Annotated in this window: 11 protein-coding genes; 7 read left to right on the top strand and 4 right to left on the bottom strand. The window is 62.3% G+C overall.

Going from position 1 to position 15,870, the window contains the following annotated elements; translation table 11 throughout:
• Positions 1-54: 54 nt before the first annotated feature.
• The 3 genes from AC09SL_RS24530 to AC09SL_RS24520 form a co-directional block, all read right to left on the bottom strand.
• A complete protein-coding gene (locus AC09SL_RS24530; protein WP_058543969.1) occupies positions 55-906 on the bottom strand; it encodes a CAP domain-containing protein in 852 nt (283 codons plus the stop codon).
• 194 nt (positions 907-1,100) lie between these two features.
• Positions 1,101-1,874: an L-iditol 2-dehydrogenase gene (locus AC09SL_RS24525; protein WP_058543968.1), complete on the bottom strand. Its 774-nt coding sequence runs from the start codon at positions 1,872-1,874 to the stop codon at positions 1,101-1,103.
• A 150-nt stretch (positions 1,875-2,024) separates the two neighbouring features.
• Positions 2,025-3,338 (bottom strand): ABC transporter substrate-binding protein, encoded by a 1,314-nt coding sequence (locus AC09SL_RS24520; RefSeq protein ID WP_064107089.1) that lies wholly within the window; start codon positions 3,336-3,338, stop codon positions 2,025-2,027.
• Positions 3,339-3,611: 273 nt separating this feature from the next.
• Here AC09SL_RS24520 and AC09SL_RS24515 point away from each other — a divergent pair, with 273 nt between their 5' ends.
• On the top strand, positions 3,612-4,514 hold the full coding sequence (locus AC09SL_RS24515; protein WP_058543967.1) for a helix-turn-helix domain-containing protein: 903 nt from the start codon (positions 3,612-3,614) through the stop codon (positions 4,512-4,514).
• 165 nt (positions 4,515-4,679) lie between these two features.
• On the opposite strand, the gene AC09SL_RS24510 is transcribed toward AC09SL_RS24515, so the two are convergent.
• Complete coding sequence (locus tag AC09SL_RS24510) at positions 4,680-6,455, bottom strand: sigma-54-dependent Fis family transcriptional regulator (protein ID WP_058543966.1); 1,776 nt, start codon at positions 6,453-6,455, stop codon at positions 4,680-4,682.
• A 284-nt stretch (positions 6,456-6,739) separates the two neighbouring features.
• Here AC09SL_RS24510 and AC09SL_RS24505 point away from each other — a divergent pair, with 284 nt between their 5' ends.
• From AC09SL_RS24505 to AC09SL_RS24480, 6 genes are all read left to right on the top strand, one after another.
• Positions 6,740-8,212 (top strand): benzaldehyde dehydrogenase, encoded by a 1,473-nt coding sequence (locus tag AC09SL_RS24505; protein WP_058543965.1) that lies wholly within the window; start codon positions 6,740-6,742, stop codon positions 8,210-8,212.
• A gap of 69 nt (positions 8,213-8,281) precedes the next feature.
• Positions 8,282-9,049, top strand: a complete 768-nt coding sequence (locus tag AC09SL_RS24500) for a coniferyl-alcohol dehydrogenase (protein WP_058543964.1) — start codon at positions 8,282-8,284, stop codon at positions 9,047-9,049.
• Between the two features lie 89 nt (positions 9,050-9,138).
• Positions 9,139-10,788, top strand: coding sequence for a DUF1302 domain-containing protein (locus AC09SL_RS24495; protein WP_058543963.1), 1,650 nt, complete (start codon positions 9,139-9,141; stop codon positions 10,786-10,788).
• Positions 10,789-10,803: 15 nt separating this feature from the next.
• Positions 10,804-12,165, top strand: a complete 1,362-nt coding sequence (locus AC09SL_RS24490; protein ID WP_058543962.1) for a DUF1329 domain-containing protein — start codon at positions 10,804-10,806, stop codon at positions 12,163-12,165.
• Between the two features lie 69 nt (positions 12,166-12,234).
• A complete protein-coding gene (locus tag AC09SL_RS24485) occupies positions 12,235-13,338 on the top strand; it encodes a WD40/YVTN/BNR-like repeat-containing protein (protein WP_058543961.1) in 1,104 nt (367 codons plus the stop codon).
• Between the two features lie 52 nt (positions 13,339-13,390).
• Entirely contained in the window at positions 13,391-15,811 is a 2,421-nt protein-coding gene (locus tag AC09SL_RS24480; RefSeq protein ID WP_058543960.1) for an efflux RND transporter permease subunit, read from the top strand.
• Positions 15,812-15,870: the final 59 nt, after the last annotated feature.

The following is a 15,870-nucleotide window of genomic DNA, read 5'->3' as shown; positions in this document are numbered from 1 at the left end:
CAAATCCCCTGTGGGAGCGGGCTTGCTCGCGATAGCGGTGGCCCGGCCACCGCGCTATTGGGTGCCAAACATCGCCGTCCAATAGATCCCTGCATCGCTTTTCGGATCGGTCGCGTACCCGGCGCCCAATTCGCGGAACTGCGGGTTCATCAGGTTGGCGCAGTGCCCCGGGCTGGCCAGCCAGCCGTCCACCACCTTGAGCGCGGTGTCCTGTCCGGCGGCGATGTTCTCGCCGATCAACTGACCCAGGTAACCGGCCAGTTCGGCGCGGTCGCCCGGCATGCGGTTGTCGCGGTCCTTGTGGTCGAAGAAATTGTTGTTGGCCATGGCCCGGGTGTGGGTCACGGCGGCCAGGGCCAAGGTGGCGTTCCAGGCCAGCGGTGTGGTGGCGGCGAAGGTTTCGGTGCCACAGCGACGCGGCTGGGTGCGGGCACTGTTGATCAGCTTCAGCAGTTTCTGGCCTTCGGCTTGCCAGTCACCCAGGCGCGCCGACAACAGTGGGCGCGCCAGTACGATGCGCCATTCGCGATCCAGGCGGCTGACGCCGATGTCTACGAACTGCGGGTCGAGTATGACCTGGCAGAAGCTTTCCTGGACAGCTTTCATGGCCGATTGCGCATCCCGCGGCCCGGACAGGCTGATGGCCTGCACGTTGACCATCGGGTAGGCCGCCCGCGCCAGCGCCTGCTGCAGGTCGCCGATGCCATTGGCCGAAAGGATCAGCCGGGAATCCATCGCCAGCGGTGGCAACTCCAGCGAGGCCTCGCCGGCGCAGCTTTGGGACTGGCTGCGGAAAAGGTTGATGGACTCGACCAGTTGCGTCTCTTCGGTGGCCGTAGCGCTGGTGGCGAACACCAGGCCCAGCGACAGCACGACAAGACCCATGACGGATGAAATGGCACGCATGTAAATCTCCCTTGAGCGGACGGCGCCTATGATGCGCAATTTTTGCCCCGCTGGGGCAACGGTATTCACGCTCTCTTGAAATCCCTTGGAACGGCACCGTTGGGTACCGTTCGGGACAATCCTCAAGTAGTGGGATCAGTTTTTGGGCGAATAAGTCCATTTCCGTCGTTACAAGGCCATGAAATCGCAGATTTTCAGCTCATCCAGTTCCCGCCATCGACGTTGTAAGTCTGCGCCACCACGTACTCGCTCTCCGCCGAGGCGAGGAAAATCGCCATCCCGGTGAGGTCCTGCGCAGTGCCCATCCGGCCATAGGGCACCTGTTGCCCGACCTGGCGCTTCTTTTCCCCCAATGGCAGATTTTCGTGGCGGGCGAACAGCGCATCCACGCCATCCCAATGCTCGCCCTCCACCACACCAGGGGCGATGGCGTTGACGTTGATCCGATGCTTGATCAAATCCAGCCCGGCGGACTGGGTCAGGCTGATCACCGCTGCCTTGGTGGCGCAATAGACGCCGACCAGCGCTTCGCCACGCCGACCGGCCTGGCTGGCCATGTTGATGATCCGGCCGCCGTGACCCTGGCGAATCATCTGCCGCGCCGCCGCCTGCAGGGTGAACAGCGTGCCGGCGACGTTGATGGAAAACAGCCGCTCGTAGCTCTGGCGCGTGATCTCCACGATGGGCGCCAGGTCGAACAGCGCGGCGTTGTTGATCAGGATATCCAGCTTGCCCACCCGGGCCACCACGGCCTCGATGGCCTGGTCGATCGAAGCCTGGTCCGTCACGTCCATTTTGACCGCGTAGGCGCTGTCGCCCAGTTCGGCGGCAGTGGCCTGGGCCCGTTCCAGGTCGATATCGGCAATCGCTACCGTGGCGCCTTCGTTGATATAGGCCTGGGCGAACGTCCTGCCGATACCTCGGGCGGCACCGGTCACCAGGGCGCTTTTTCCTTGCAGTCGTTTCATGGGGTTGTCCTTTCTGAAGTCAAAAAAATCAATAACGGGTAGCGCAGGTATCCCTCTGTGGGAGCAAGGCTTGCCCGCGATGAAGCTGATGCGGTCTCTCAGAAATCGAGGTGCCAGCACCGCGAGCAAGCTTTGCTCCCACAGAGGTCGTTACTTCTTGGGATACCCAGCCCGCTTCATCTCCCGCGCGGTACTCGATTGCGCCGAGGCCAGTGCCTGCTCCACCGTGATCTGTCCGGTGAGGGCGGCGGTGAACAGCTTGCCGACGGAGGTGCCGATGGCTTGGAACTCTGGAATCGTCACGTACTGGATACCCACGTACGGCACCGGTTCGACGGTGGGGTGGGCCGGGTCGGCGTTCTGCATCATTTGCAGGGTGATCCGGGCGAATGGTGCGGCTTTCAGGTAGGCGTCGCTGTAGGTGGACATGCGCGTGCCGGGTGGGACGTTGCTGATGCCGTCCTGCTTGGCGACCAACTGGATGTAGTCCTTGGACGTGGCCCAGGCAACGAACGACTTGGCGGCGTCCTTGTGCCGGGAGCTGGTGGGAATCGCCAATGACCAGGCATAGAGCCAGGAAGCACCTCTGTGGGTCACTTCGATGGGGGCGGCAGCGAAGCCCACACGGTCGGCGACCTTGCTTTGGCTGGTGTCGGTGATGAAGGAGCCGGCGACGCTGGCATCGACCCAGATCGCACATTTACCACTGTTGAACAGCGCCAGGGTTTCATTGAACCCGTTGCTGGTCAGGCCCGGCGGGCCATATTTTTTCAATGTGTCGACGTAGAACTGCGCGGCGGCCTTCCATTGCGGGCTGTCCAATTGCGGTTTCCATTGTTCATCGAACCAACGGGCGCCGAAGGTGTTGGCCAGGGTGCTGAGCAGCGCCATGTTCTCGCCCCAACCGGCCTTGCCCCGCAGGCACAGGCCGTACTGGCCCTGGTCAGGCTGGTGCAACTTGGCCGCGAATTCACCGAGCTGGCTCCAGGTCGGTTGCTCGGGCATGCTCAGGCCGGCCTGTTTGAACAGGTCCGTGCGGTAATAGGTGACGGTGCTTTCGCCGTAAAAGGGCAGGGCGTAGAGCGTGTCGTTGACCGAAAGGCCTTGGCGAACGGCAGGGAAAATGTCCTCCAGGTCATACCCGGCGGGCAGGTCGGTCATCGGTTCGAGCCAGTGCTTGGCTCCCCACAGCGGGGTTTCGTAGGTGCCGATGGTCAGCACGTCGAACTGCCCGCCCTGGGTTGCGATGTCGGTGGTCAGGCGCTGGCGCAGGACATTTTCTTCGAGTACCACCCAGTTCAACTTGATGTCCGGGTGCTCGCTCTCGAAGGTTCTCGAGAGTTTTTGCATGCGGATCATGTCGGCGTTGTTCACCGTGGCGATGGTGAGGGTCTCGGCGGCCTGTGCGGCCAGGGCAAAAGACAATCCCGCGAACATGACAAGCGCCTTGGGCACCGTTTTCATGAGCTTCTCCAGAGCTGCGCCTGGGCGCAGAATTATTATTGTTGTGGGGGGCGTGGCGTCGGGCAGAGCTGTCCATCGCCAATGGCAAGCCGATTACAGCAGCGCCCGTGGAGGCCGACAAACGCAGGGAGGATCGTGTGCCGATACTTTTTTAACGCCCTTGAGTGCGGCAGGCCTGGGTTAAAAAAGTATCAGTGAGCGGTCAGGCCGAGGCTGGCGAAGCGCTACGCACTCGGCGTAAGGTGCCCGCTATAACGATAAAAGAGGCGCGACATGCCTGATCACCGAACGCCCCTGTTCGAGCAGCGACCCGCCGAACTGGAAGTCATCCTGCCTGAGCCCGAACACAGTTTTCGCTGGTACGAGCATGACTACCCGTACCCGATGGCGCGCTGGAACCATCACCCTGAATTTGAAATCCACCTGATCCGCCAGGGCAGCGGCAAACTGCTGGCGGGCGACTACATCGGCCCGTTTGGCCCTGGCCATGTGGCGATGATTGGCCCCGACTTGCCCCACGACTGGATGGGCGACCTGGCACCGGGCGAGCACCTGCCCGGGCGCGACGTGGTCTTGCAATTCGATGGCGCCACGCTGCTGACCTTGCGCCGAACCCTGCCCGAACTGGGGGATCTGCAGGGCCTGTTCGAACGTGCCCGCCGTGGCCTGGCCTTCGACGGCAACACCGCGCGGCAGGCCGCGCACCTGCTGGAGGCCATCGGCCCGGCCCAGGGGCTGGTGCGATTGGCGCTGTTCCTGGAACTGCTTCACACCCTCAACCAAGCCCCTGACGACGAGGCCTTGAGCCTGGCGAGCCCTTGCTACGCGCCGGCCCTCGATGCGCGCAGTTCCGAGCGCATCCATAAAGCCTTCGAGTACCTGCAAGCCGAACTCACCGGCGACCTGCGCCTGTCGGTGATCGCCCGCCAATTGGACATGAGCGAGCCGGGCTTTTCGCGGTTCTTCAAGCGCATCACCGGACACGGCTTCATTGACCTGATGCGCAAGCTGCGGGTCCAGCGTGCCTGTCGCTTGCTGTTGCAGAGCGAAATGCCGGTGACCGATATCTGTTTTGAAGTGGGCTACAACAACTTGTCCAACTTCAACCGGCATTTTCGGATAGAGATGAACCAGACCCCCAGCGAGTACCGGCGGGGTGCTTTTCCCCCAGCTTGACACAGACCTTGCAGTCACCCAGAAACCAATGTGCGAGCTTGCTCGCGATGACGTCAGCCCAACCGACATCAATGCCAGCTGACCCACCGCCATCGCGAGCAAGCTCGCTCCCACAGGGGATTTATGGTGGATACAGATTTTGCAGTATTCCCCCAGATTCGGGGGTTAGTCCGGGACACCCCGTTGATGCTTCTTCAACCGATACGCGAACTGTGCCCGGCTCAGTCCTAATGAGCGTGCGGCCGCTGCCAGGTTGCCGCTGCTCAGTTGCAGGGCTTCGTTGATCAGCCGTGACTCCAGGCCGTCAATGGAGAAGTCCGAGTCCAGTTGGCTGAGGGACTGGAGCAGCGCCGGCTTTTGCGCGGCGTCGTTGGCGGCCAGGCCCATCGGCGAGAGACCGCCGTGCAGGTCGACGGAGTACGCATCCACCGGCAGTTGCTCATTGCGAAACAGGTGGACCAGGTCAATCGCCTGGCCTTCTTCGCTGGCGATCAGGCCGCGTTCGATAAGGTTCTGCAATTCCCGCACGTTGCCCGGAAAGTCATAGCGCAACAGCACCTTCAAGGCGCGCATGGTCAGGCCCATGGGGGTGCGGCCGTATTCCTGGCAAAAGCGCTTGAGGAAGGCATTGATCAGCAACGGGATGTCATCACGACGCTCGCGCAAGGGCGGCAGGGCGATGGGGTAGACGTTGAGGCGGTAGAACAGGTCTTCACGGAATGCGCCGTCCGCCACGGCCTTGCGCAGGTCGATGTTGGTGGCCGCCACGACCCGCACATCGACCTTGATGCCGTGGCCACCACCGACCCGCTCGATTTCCCGCTCCTGCAAGGCGCGCAGCAACTTGCTTTGCCCGGCCAGGCTCAGGCACGTGATCTCATCCAGAAACAACGTGCCGCCATGGGCCCGCTCGAAACGACCGGGGCGTGAATGGGTCGCCCCGGTATAGGCACCGCGTTCGACGCCAAACAGTTCGGCCTCGATCAGGTTGTCGGGGATGGCCGCGCAGTTGAGAGCGATGAACGGCCCCTCGCGTCGGCGACTCAATTGGTGCAACTGGCGGGCGAACATCTCCTTGCCGACGCCGGATTCGCCGCTGACCAGCACGGTGGCGGGGGTCAAGGCCACCCGTTGCAAGGCCTGGGTCGCGGCGTTGAAGGCGGCGCTGGCACCGATCAGCGGCTGTTCGCTGTCCGGCAGCGGGGCGGCTCCGGCAACAATGTCCGACTGACTGTCGGTGCGCGCGACGACCGTCGGCGGTGAGGCGTTGAGGTAATTGAGGTCCTGCTCGACATCACCCCATTGTTCGGCGGTCTTGCCGACGACTCGGCAGCGTTCGTGCCCCATGCCTCGGCATTCCACTTCGCGGAAGATCACCAGTTGCCCGAACAGCCCGCTGACGAAACCGATGGCATAGCCCAGTTCGGTCCAGCACACCGGGTCCTGCCCGGTGCCATAGGCGGCGACATGCTCGTCGGCCTCGCAGGAGTGATGCCAGAGAAACTCCCCCTCATAGAACCCCGAGTCGGCATCGAACTTGAAATGCAGTGGCTCGACCTTGGTCATGCCTTCAAGGGTGTGCAAATGCGTGCCGGCGCGAAACACCGCCGCGGCATCGGCGTGGGGCCAGCGTTCGCGAATCAGCCGGGCGTCCCGGGCGCCAGAGCAATAGCCGGTGCGAGTGAGCATGCCACGGGCCTGTTCCAGGCCCTGGCGTTCGATGATTTCCCGGCGCAAGGCACCGAAGGATGAACTGTGCAGCAGCAACATGCGCTGGTCGTTGAGCCAGATTCGGCCGTCATCGGGGGAGAAAAACAGGCATGCGGTGAGCTCTGCCGGCGTGGGCGAACTGCTGTCGGTCAGCTCGGTGCTGTCACCCCGTGGACGGAAGTGCTCGGTGGCGATCCGGTGATCCGGCAACTGGCAGTGGGGATTATTCATTGTTATGCCCCTGATGGCGGGTGATCGAAATGATCATCTGGCGAGATAGTTATTAAACATAACTTTATCAAATGAACAAGTGGCGGCTGGCCAGCGGCCACGTCGGTGAGGGCCCCATGAACCTTGCACTCGGTGCAGAGCATTGATCCAGAGCCCTGCGCCAGGTTTATCAAGGTCTGCTGGCAAAACCGGCACAGCGCTTGCTCAAGCACTTGCACAGCGTTTGCGTCGATACCTTCCAGGTGCGGCAAACGATGACAACAACAAAGAGCCGGGAGTGTTAAATGTCTGCATCCAAAAGCCACCTGTTGTCCCAGGTGATCGAGTCGGAATGTGTCTTCAACGGTGACTGGGTGCCTGCGTCGGGTCCGCTGCAATCGATCATCGAGCCGGCCACCGGTGAGCGGCTGATGCGCTGTGCCACGGCCGACTCCGCTGACATCGCCAAGGCCAGCCGCGACGCCGCCCTGGCGCAGCCGGGATGGGCGGCCCTGGGCCCGCGGCAACGGGCGACGATCTTGCGCAAGGCCGCCGACGTGGCCGAGCAGTCTTTCGACGAGCTGGCGCTGTACGTGGCCCGGGAGACCGGCGCCGCGTTGTTCAAGGGCCAACACGAAGTGCGCGAAGCCATCGTGCTGTTGCATCAGGCCGCCGGCCTGCTGTCCCAGGCCCATGGGGTGGTCCTGCCCAGCGAGGCGGGGCGCCTGTCCTATGCGCGGCGCCAGCCCCATGGCGTAGTCGGGGTGATATCGCCCTTCAACTTTCCCCTGGTGCTGTCCATGCGCTCCGTTGCGCCAGCCCTGGCGGCGGGAAATGCCGTGGTGCTCAAGCCGGATCCGCAGACCCCGGTGAGCGGTGGTTTGCTCATCGCCCGGTTGTTCGAGGTAGCGGGGCTGCCCAAGGGCTTGCTGCAAGTGTTGCCCGGTGCGGCGGATGCCGGTGAGGCGCTGTGCCGCGACCCTAACGTGCGCATGATCGCCTTCACCGGGTCCACCGGCGCCGGTCGCAAGGTCGCGGAAGTGGCTGGGCGCAACCTGAAAAAGGTCGCGCTGGAGTTGGGTGGCAAGAACCCGTTGATCATTCTTGAAGACGCCGACCTCGATCTCGCCGCCCGCAACGCGGCCTGGGGCGCCTGGCTGCATCAAGGGCAGATTTGCATGGCCACCGGCTTGATCCTCGCCCATGAATCCATCGCCGAAGAACTGACCCGCAAACTGGTGGAAAAGGCCCGGGCCTTGACCGTAGGCAACGCCGCCCAGGGCGAAGCCGCGTTGGGGCCGCTGATCAACCAGCGACAGCTGAAACGGGTGCACGACATCGTCAGCGACTCCGTACGCGCCGGTGCCCGGCTGGAGGCAGGTGGCGAGCACGATCGGTTGTTCTATCAGGCCACCGTGCTCAGCGGCGTGAAACCGGGCATGCGGGCTTTCGACGAGGAGATCTTCGGTCCCGTGGCAACGGTGGTCAGCTTCGCCACCGATGATCAAGCCGTCGAGTTGGCCAACCGCACCGAATACGGTTTGGCGGCAGCGATCATTTCGCCGTCGGTGGGCCGGGCCATGGCCATTGGTGAGCGGTTGCAGTGCGGCATGTTGCACATCAATGACCAGACCGTCGCCGATGAATGCGTCAACCCGTTCGGCGGGCGCGGCGCCTCGGGCAATGGCGGCAGCGTCGGCGGCCCGGCGGACTGGGACGAATACACCCAATGGCAGTGGGTGACGGTCAAGGACAAGGCGCCGGTCTACCCCTTCTGACAGGCAGGTTTACAGGGCCCGATGAGCTGAAGGCCTTGCGAGTGCACAAAAATAATAAGAGGACTCAACATGAAACTCGACAACAAGATTGTATTGGTGACCGGTGTCTCGTCGGGCATTGGTGCCGCCACGGCGAGCCTGCTGCGCGCCCATGGCGCCCAGGTGATTGGCGTGGACCTCAAGGCGCCGCACATGACCCTGGACGGTTTTGTGCAGGGCGATCTGAGCAGTGCCGAAACCATCGAACGGTTGCTGCCGCAGCTGCCCGCACGGTTCGACAGCCTGTGCAACATTGCCGGGGTGCCGGGCACCGCAAACCCGCAACTGCTGGCGCGGGTCAACTACCTCGGGTTGCGCCACTTGAGCCGTGCGCTGCTGCCGCGCATCAACGCGGGCGGCAGCATCGTCAATATCGCCTCGATCCTCGGCGCCGAATGGCCGTTACGCCTGGAACAGCACAAGGCGCTGGCGCGCATCGAAGCTTTTGCCGCCGCGCAAGCCTGGCTGGCCGAGCACCCGGTGCCCGACCAGACCTGCTACCAGTACTTCAAGGAAGCCTTGATCGTCTGGACCTATCTGCAGGCCCAACCCTGGTTTCTTGAGCATTCGGTGCGCATGAACAGTGTCGCGCCTGGCCCGGTCTTCACGCCCATCCTCGACGACTTCGTGAGCATGCTCGGTGAAGCCCGGACCCAGGCCGATGCCCATCGCATGAAACGTCCCGCTTATGCCGACGAGGTGGCGGCGGTGATCGCTTTCCTGTGTGCCGACGAGTCGCGCTGGATCAACGGCGTCAACCTGCCCGTCGACGGGGGATTGGCCTCCACCTACATCTGAATGTGCATCCGAAGAAAGCGGTGCAAGCCGCTACCCGAGCGTGTTGGCTGCAAAGCCATGCCCGAAAATAACAATAATGAGAAACGTCCATGGATAACCTCAAAGATTGCCTTGGTTTCAAGCATTGCGCCCTGTTCCTGGCGTTATGCAGCAGCGGTGTGATGGTCGAAAGGGTCCAGGCCATGCAAATGGACCTGGGTGACTCCGACTGGAAACTGCGTTGGGACAACACCCTCAAGTACAGCCAGGCCTGGCGCCTGCAAGGGCAGGACAGCCGTTTGGTCAACGCGCCAACCGCCAACGGCCTGTACCCCTCGATCCAGAGCCAGGGCGATAAGAACTTCAGCAGCGGCCTGGTCTCCAACCGCCTGGACCTGTTTTCCGAAATGGACCTGAGCCGGCAAAACTATGGGCTGCGCGTGAGCGGCGCAGCCTGGTACGACGATATCTACAACCAGGACACCGACAGCAGCGAGCAAACACATTTCCTCAGTGAAACCCGCAAGCTCCATGGGCGCGACGCGGAAATTCTCGATGCCTTCGTGTTCTTGCGCGGTGACATCGGCGAAGACTCCCAGGGCGTGGTGCGCCTGGGCCGACACAGCCTGATCTATGGGGAAAGCCTGTTCTACGGCGGCAACGGCATTGCCAATGCCCAGGGCCCGACCGATGTCGTCAAGTTGCTCAGCGTGCCGGGGACTCAGTTCAAGGAGATCCTGCGCCCGGTCAATCAGATATCTGGGCAGTTGCAGATCAACCCGCAGCTGTCGGTGGGTGCTTACTATCAGTTTGAGTGGGAACGTTCCAATCTGCCCGGCGCCGGCAGCTACCTGAGCGATGTCGATGCCATCGGTTACGGCAGTGGCCCTCTGCGCGAAGTGTTCGGCAACGACACGGTCAATGGCGGCGATTTGAAACCGCGCAATTCGGGGCAGGGCGGCATGCAGATCCGTTTCAAACCGACCGGCACTGAGCTGGAACTGGGGTTCTACGCGGCCCAGTACCACGATAAAGCGCCGATCGGGTTGTACGCCTACCTGGACGGTGCGGCGTCTGCGGCCACCGGGTTGCCGATCCTGGGTTCCTATCGTCAGGTCTACGCCGAAGACATCAAGACCGCCGGCGTCAGCTTCTCCACAGCCTACGGTCCGTTCAACTTTGCCGGTGAGACGTCGGTGCGCTGGAACGCGCCGCTGGTGAGTAATCTGCAAGTAGTGACCCCCGGCATGGCGGCCGATGGTGGCGACAATGAGTTGTTCGCCAGGGGCAAGACCGCCCACGCCAACCTGTCGGCGATCTACCTGTTGTCCCCCACCGCGTTCTGGGACGGCGGATCGGCCCTGGCCGAACTGGCCTGGAACCGCACCTTGAGCGTGACCAAGAACGCTGCCGCGCTGGACTCCAACACCACCCGCGATGCCACGGCGCTGCGGGTATTGATCGAGCCGGCGTACTTCCAGATCGTCGACGGAATCGACCTCACCGTGCCGATCGGTATGGGAATAGTGCTCGATGGACGCTCATCGGCGGTCAACAAATCCGGTTTCGGCAATACCCATTCCGGCGACTGGAGCGTCGGGCTCAAAGCCACCTACCTGCAGCGCTGGGATGTCGGCCTCAACTACGTGAACTTCTTCGGCGCACCGAAAGCCGGGCTGCGCGAGGACGGCAATTTCAGTTACGGACAGTCGTTGGCCGATCGCGACTTCGTCTCGCTCTACGTGAAAACCTCATTCTAATAAGGTGGATTCGCCATGCAGAACACAGCATTCCTGAACACGTGCGTCCTGACCCTGGCCCTTGCCGGCATGGGGTTGGCGCAGGCGGCCGTGTCGCCTGAACAGGCCGCGCGCTTGAAAACCGATCTGACCCCCCTGGGCGGCGAGCGGGCCGCCAATGCCGATGGCAGTATTCCGGCGTGGCAGGGCGGTTTTACCCAGGTCGCGCCCGGCTATAAGCCGGGTGACAAGCGTCCCGACCCGTTCGCCGGCGAGAAGCCGCTGTACTCGATCAAAGCCGCGAACATGGAGCAGTACGCCAGCGAATTGGCCGAAGGCACCAAGCTGTTGCTCAAGAAGTACCCGGACTATCGCCTGGACGTGTACCCGACCCATCGTTCGGCCGCCGCGCCGCAATGGGTCTATGACAACACCAGCAAGAATGCCATCCGCGCCGCATTGGACGTCGACAGCGAAAAAGTCTCCAACGCTTATGGCGGCATCCCATTTCCGATCCCGGAAAACGGTGCGCAAGTGCTGTGGAACTATCGGTTGTCCTGGCAAGGCGGCGACACCATCAGCTCGCCTTTTGACACTTGGCTGATGACCGCCGGCGGCAAGAAAGTCCAGGCGACCCGAGCCCAGTACACCTATCAGTTTCCCTACTACGTCGAAGGCGGCAGCCTGGAAAACTATTCGGGCAAGTACCTGCTGGGCAAGCTGTTCACCGAGCTGCCATCGTCCAAGGCTGGCGAAGGCCTGATGACCCATTGGGACCTGGACCCGGCCAAGCGTGCGGCCTGGCAATATCTGGTTGGTCAGCGTCGGGTTCGCCGGGCGCCGAACATCGCCTATGACACGCCGGACTTCGTGACCTCCGGTGTCGGCCTGTTCGACGAAGCGTTCATGCTGTTCGGGCCGACCGATCGTTATGACCTCAAGCTGATGGGCAAGAAAGAGCTGATCGTTGCCTACAACAATAACCGCGCCGCGCTGGCCAAGAGCGACGACCTGGTCAAGGCGAACTTTCTCAATCCTGACCTGGTGCGTTGGGAGAAGCATCGGGTCTGGGTGGTCGAGGCCACGCTCAAACCCGGTAAACGTCATGTCGTGCCGCGTCGGACCTACTACGTCGACGAAGACTCCTGGCAGATCCTGATGGCCGACGGTTATGACGCCCAGGGCAAACTCGGCCGGCAAATGTATTCGCTGACGCTGCTGGCGCCAGATCTTCCGGTCCTCACCGCGCAGGTCATGTGGGGCAGCTACAACCTCGACACCGGGGCCTACTTCCTCAACTCATCGAGCAACGACCTGGCGGTTCAGTACCAGAAAGTTGCGAAACCTTCGGCGTCTTATTTCACGCCGGATGCCATGGCCAACGAAAACATGCGTTGAACCTGTGGCGGCCGTGGCGAGGAGGAGGTTCGCCGCGGTCGCTTACGATTTTCCAGGCGGAATAACGATATGAACGTTGAAAAAAACTTTGCGCAGCGCAGTCCGCTATGGGGTGTTTTCGCCTTGGTGGCGAGCCTGTTGATGAGCGTGCCCTTGGTTGCACAGGCCACGACATTGGCCGTGCTGCAACAGCCGGCATTGCCGACCGCCAAGGCCCAGCGTGCGGTATTGCTCGGGCTGGCCCGGGCCGGCGAACGCCTGGTGGCGGTCGGTGAGCGCGGGATCGTGCTGCTCTCCGATGACGCTGGAATGAGTTGGCGCCAGGCCAAGGTGCCGGTCAGCGTCAGCCTGACGGCGGTGCAATTCGTCGATGCCGAGCAGGGCTGGGCGGTCGGTCATCTGGGCGTGGTGCTGCACACCCAGGACGGCGGGCAAACCTGGCAAAAGCAACTCGACGGTGAGCGTGCCATCGCATTGGCGGTGCAGGTTGCTGAGCGCGATGCCGATCAACCGGGCGGTGCCAGCCACTTGGCACAGGCACGGCGCCTGCTCGAGGACGGACCGGATAAACCGTTTCTCGACCTGTACTTCAGTGACCGCCTGCACGGCTACGTCGTGGGCGCCTACAACCAGATCTACCGTACCGACGACGGCGGGCGAAGCTGGCAGCCGTGGATGCGGCATGTGGACAATCCACAGGGCTTGAACCTGTATGGCATCCGCGCCTTGGGCAACGATCTGTGGCTGGTGGGCGAGCGCGGACTGCTGTTGCGTTCGACCGATGCCGGGCAGTCATTCCAGGCTTTGAAGTCACCGTATGAGGGCAGCTTCTTCGGTCTGCTCGGCACCCGCGATGGCGCCTTGGTGGTCTATGGCTTGCGTGGAAACGCCTGGTGGTCCGGTGATCGTGGCAACAGTTGGCGACGCCTTGACACCGGTATCGAATCGACACTGGCAAGCGCCCTCGAACTGCGCGACGGCGGCCTGTTATTGGCCAGCCATAGTGGTGAACTTTTATTCAGTCACGACCAGGGGCGCAGCTTTGACAAGCGACAAAGCCGTAGCGGCGGGACGGTCGCTGCCGTGCAACAGGCAGTCGACGGCAGCCTGGCCAGCGTCGGTTTGACCGGCGTGGCCGCTGACCAGGATCCGCGGGCCGCAGGTCAACCTTGAAACTTCACGGTGTAGCGCTATCGGGCCACGGCTCGTGCAACAGGAGTCAAACTTGAAAGACGACAGAACCCAAACCGTGATCGGCCGCCAGGAAGACTTTGACCGGACGTCAGGCAACTTCGCTGAGCGGGCGATCTTCAACCATCGACCGCTGGTGATCCTGCTGTGCCTGTTGGTGACGTTGGTGCTCGGTTGGCAAGCCACGCGCATCGGCATCAATGCCAGCTACGAGAAGACCATCCCCACGGGGCATCCCTACGTCGCCAATTTCCTGGAGAATCGCAAGGAGCTGAGTGGCCTGGGCAACTCGCTGCGCATCGCCGTGGAGGTCAAGCAGGGAAGTATCTTCACCAAGGACTACCTCGACACCCTGGCCAGGCTCAACGACGAGCTCTATCTGCTGCCGGGTGTCGACCGCCCCTACATGAAATCCTTATGGACCCCGACCACACGCTGGACCGCGGTGACCGAAGACGGGCTCGACGGCGGCACGGTGATCCCCGATGACTACGACGGCTCGGCCACCAGCCTCGAGCAGGTGCGGACCAATGTGGCCCGCTCCGGGGAAGTCGGTCAATTGGTCGCCGGCAACTTCAAGTCCAGCGTGATCTTCGTGCCACTGCTGGAAATCAATCCGCAGACGGGCAAGGCGCTGGACTATGGCGAGTTTTCCCGGCAACTGGAGGCGTTGCGAGACAAGTACCAGACCGACGACCTGCGGATCCATATCACCGGCTTTACCAAGATCGTCGGCGACCTGATCGAGGGGATGACCCAGGTACTGCTGTTCTTCGTGGTGGCGGTACTGGTGACGGTACTGGTGCTGTTTGGCTACACCCGTTGTGCGCGAAGCACCTTGGTGGTGGTGATCTGTTCATTGGCGGCGGTGCTTTGGCAACTGGGGCTGCTGGCCCTGCTCGGTTATGAGCTGGACCCGTACTCGGCATTGGTGCCGTTCCTGGTGTTCGCCATCGGCATGAGCCATGGCGCGCAGAAGATGAATGGCATCATGCAGGACATCGGCCGTGGCACTCACCGGGTGGTTGCCGCGCGCTATACCTTCCGCCGATTGTTCGCCGCCGGCATCACCGCTTTGCTCTGTGATGCGGTGGGCTTCGCCGTGTTGCTGTTGATCAACATTCGGGTCATCCAGGACCTGGCGATCACCGCAAGCCTCGGGGTGGCGGTGTTGATCTTCACCAACCTGATCCTGTTGCCGATCCTGCTCAGCTATATCGGCGTCAGCCCGGCGGCGGCGCAACGCAGCCTGAGCTCGGAAACCACCGAGCAACAAGCGCAGATCAAGCATCCCTTGTGGCGTATGCTCGATTTGTTCACCCAACGGCGCTGGGCCATTGGCGGCATGTTGGCGGGCCTGCTGTTGGCCGCGTTTGGGTTTGCCGTGAGCCTGCACCTGAAAATCGGCGACCTGGACCCAGGTGCCCCGGAGTTGCGTGCCGACTCGCGCTACAACCGCGATGCGTTGTTCATGACCCAGAACTATGCGGCCAGCTCGGATATTTTCGTGGTCATGATCAAGACCCCGGAAGATCAATGCACCCGTTACGCCAGCCTGTCGGCGGTGGATGCGCTGGCCTGGCAACTGGAGCAATTGCCCGGCGTGGAATCGACCACCTCGATGGCTGCGCTGAGCAAGATCGCCACGGCCGGTTATAACGAAGGCAACTTCAAATGGTATGAACTGATCCCCAATGACGGCGCACTGGGTGCCGTGCAAACCCGCGCCCCGCGAGAACTGTTCAATCAGGGCTGTTCGATGCTGTCGCTGTACGTCTACCTGGCCGACCACAAGGCTGACACCCTGAACCGGGTAGTGGAAGCCAGTGAGCACTTCATTGCCGGGCATCCGATGCCGGAGGTCAAGTTCATGCTCGCGGCCGGCAGTGCGGGGATCGAAGCGGCGACCAATATCGTGGTGAAGAAATCCATGCGCGAGATGCTGTTCTGGGTCTACGGCGCGGTCAGCCTGTTATGTTTGCTGACCTTCCGCAGCTGGCGCGCAACCCTGTGCGCGATGTTGCCGCTGATGCTCACCTCGATCCTGTGCGAGGCGCTGATGGTGGGGCTGGGCATGGGGGTGAAAGTCGCGACACTGCCGGTCATTGCACTGGGGGTGGGCATCGGGGTCGATTATGCACTCTATGTGTTGAGCGTGATCCTGGCGCGAATGCGTGCCGGCGACACCCTGGCCCAGGCGTATTACCAGGCGCTGCTGTTCACCGGCAAAGTGGTGTTGCTGACGGGCATGACTTTGGCTGTGGCGGTGTCGACCTGGGCTTTTTCGCCGATCAAGTTCCAGGCGGATATGGGAATTTTGCTGGCCTTCATGTTTTTGGTGAACATGCTGGGCGCCTTGATCCTGCTGCCGGCGTTGGCCTGGTTGCTGTTGCCGCAGAAGGTGTTTTTAAAAAAGCCTGAACTGAGCCGGCAGCAACGGTGGGTTCGGGGCTGAATTGGCCTGGCGTTTTTGGGCGTGTATACCCATGGCAGAACAAGGGGGATTTTGCTGGG

Source organism: Pseudomonas sp. PF05 (genome assembly GCF_056521845.1).
The sequence above is the reverse complement of the archived record's forward strand: the minus strand, read 5'-3'. Positions and strand labels throughout refer to the sequence as shown.

Excerpts from the sequence above, each read along its gene's own strand:
- AC09SL_RS24515 (WP_058543967.1), top strand. The coding sequence starts at position 3,612 with ATGCCTGATCACCGAACGCCCCTGTTCGAGCAGCGACCCGCCGAACTG.
- AC09SL_RS24495 (WP_058543963.1), top strand. The coding sequence starts at position 9,139 with ATGGATAACCTCAAAGATTGCCTTGGTTTCAAGCATTGCGCCCTGTTC.
- AC09SL_RS24505 (WP_058543965.1), top strand. The coding sequence starts at position 6,740 with ATGTCTGCATCCAAAAGCCACCTGTTGTCCCAGGTGATCGAGTCGGAA.
- AC09SL_RS24485 (WP_058543961.1), top strand. The coding sequence starts at position 12,235 with ATGAACGTTGAAAAAAACTTTGCGCAGCGCAGTCCGCTATGGGGTGTT.
- AC09SL_RS24510 (WP_058543966.1), bottom strand. The coding sequence starts at position 6,455 with ATGAATAATCCCCACTGCCAGTTGCCGGATCACCGGATCGCCACCGAG.
- AC09SL_RS24490 (WP_058543962.1), top strand. The coding sequence starts at position 10,804 with ATGCAGAACACAGCATTCCTGAACACGTGCGTCCTGACCCTGGCCCTT.
- AC09SL_RS24520 (WP_064107089.1), bottom strand. The coding sequence starts at position 3,338 with ATGAAAACGGTGCCCAAGGCGCTTGTCATGTTCGCGGGATTGTCTTTT.
- AC09SL_RS24500 (WP_058543964.1), top strand. The coding sequence starts at position 8,282 with ATGAAACTCGACAACAAGATTGTATTGGTGACCGGTGTCTCGTCGGGC.
- AC09SL_RS24530 (WP_058543969.1), bottom strand. The coding sequence starts at position 906 with ATGCGTGCCATTTCATCCGTCATGGGTCTTGTCGTGCTGTCGCTGGGC.
- AC09SL_RS24525 (WP_058543968.1), bottom strand. The coding sequence starts at position 1,874 with ATGAAACGACTGCAAGGAAAAAGCGCCCTGGTGACCGGTGCCGCCCGA.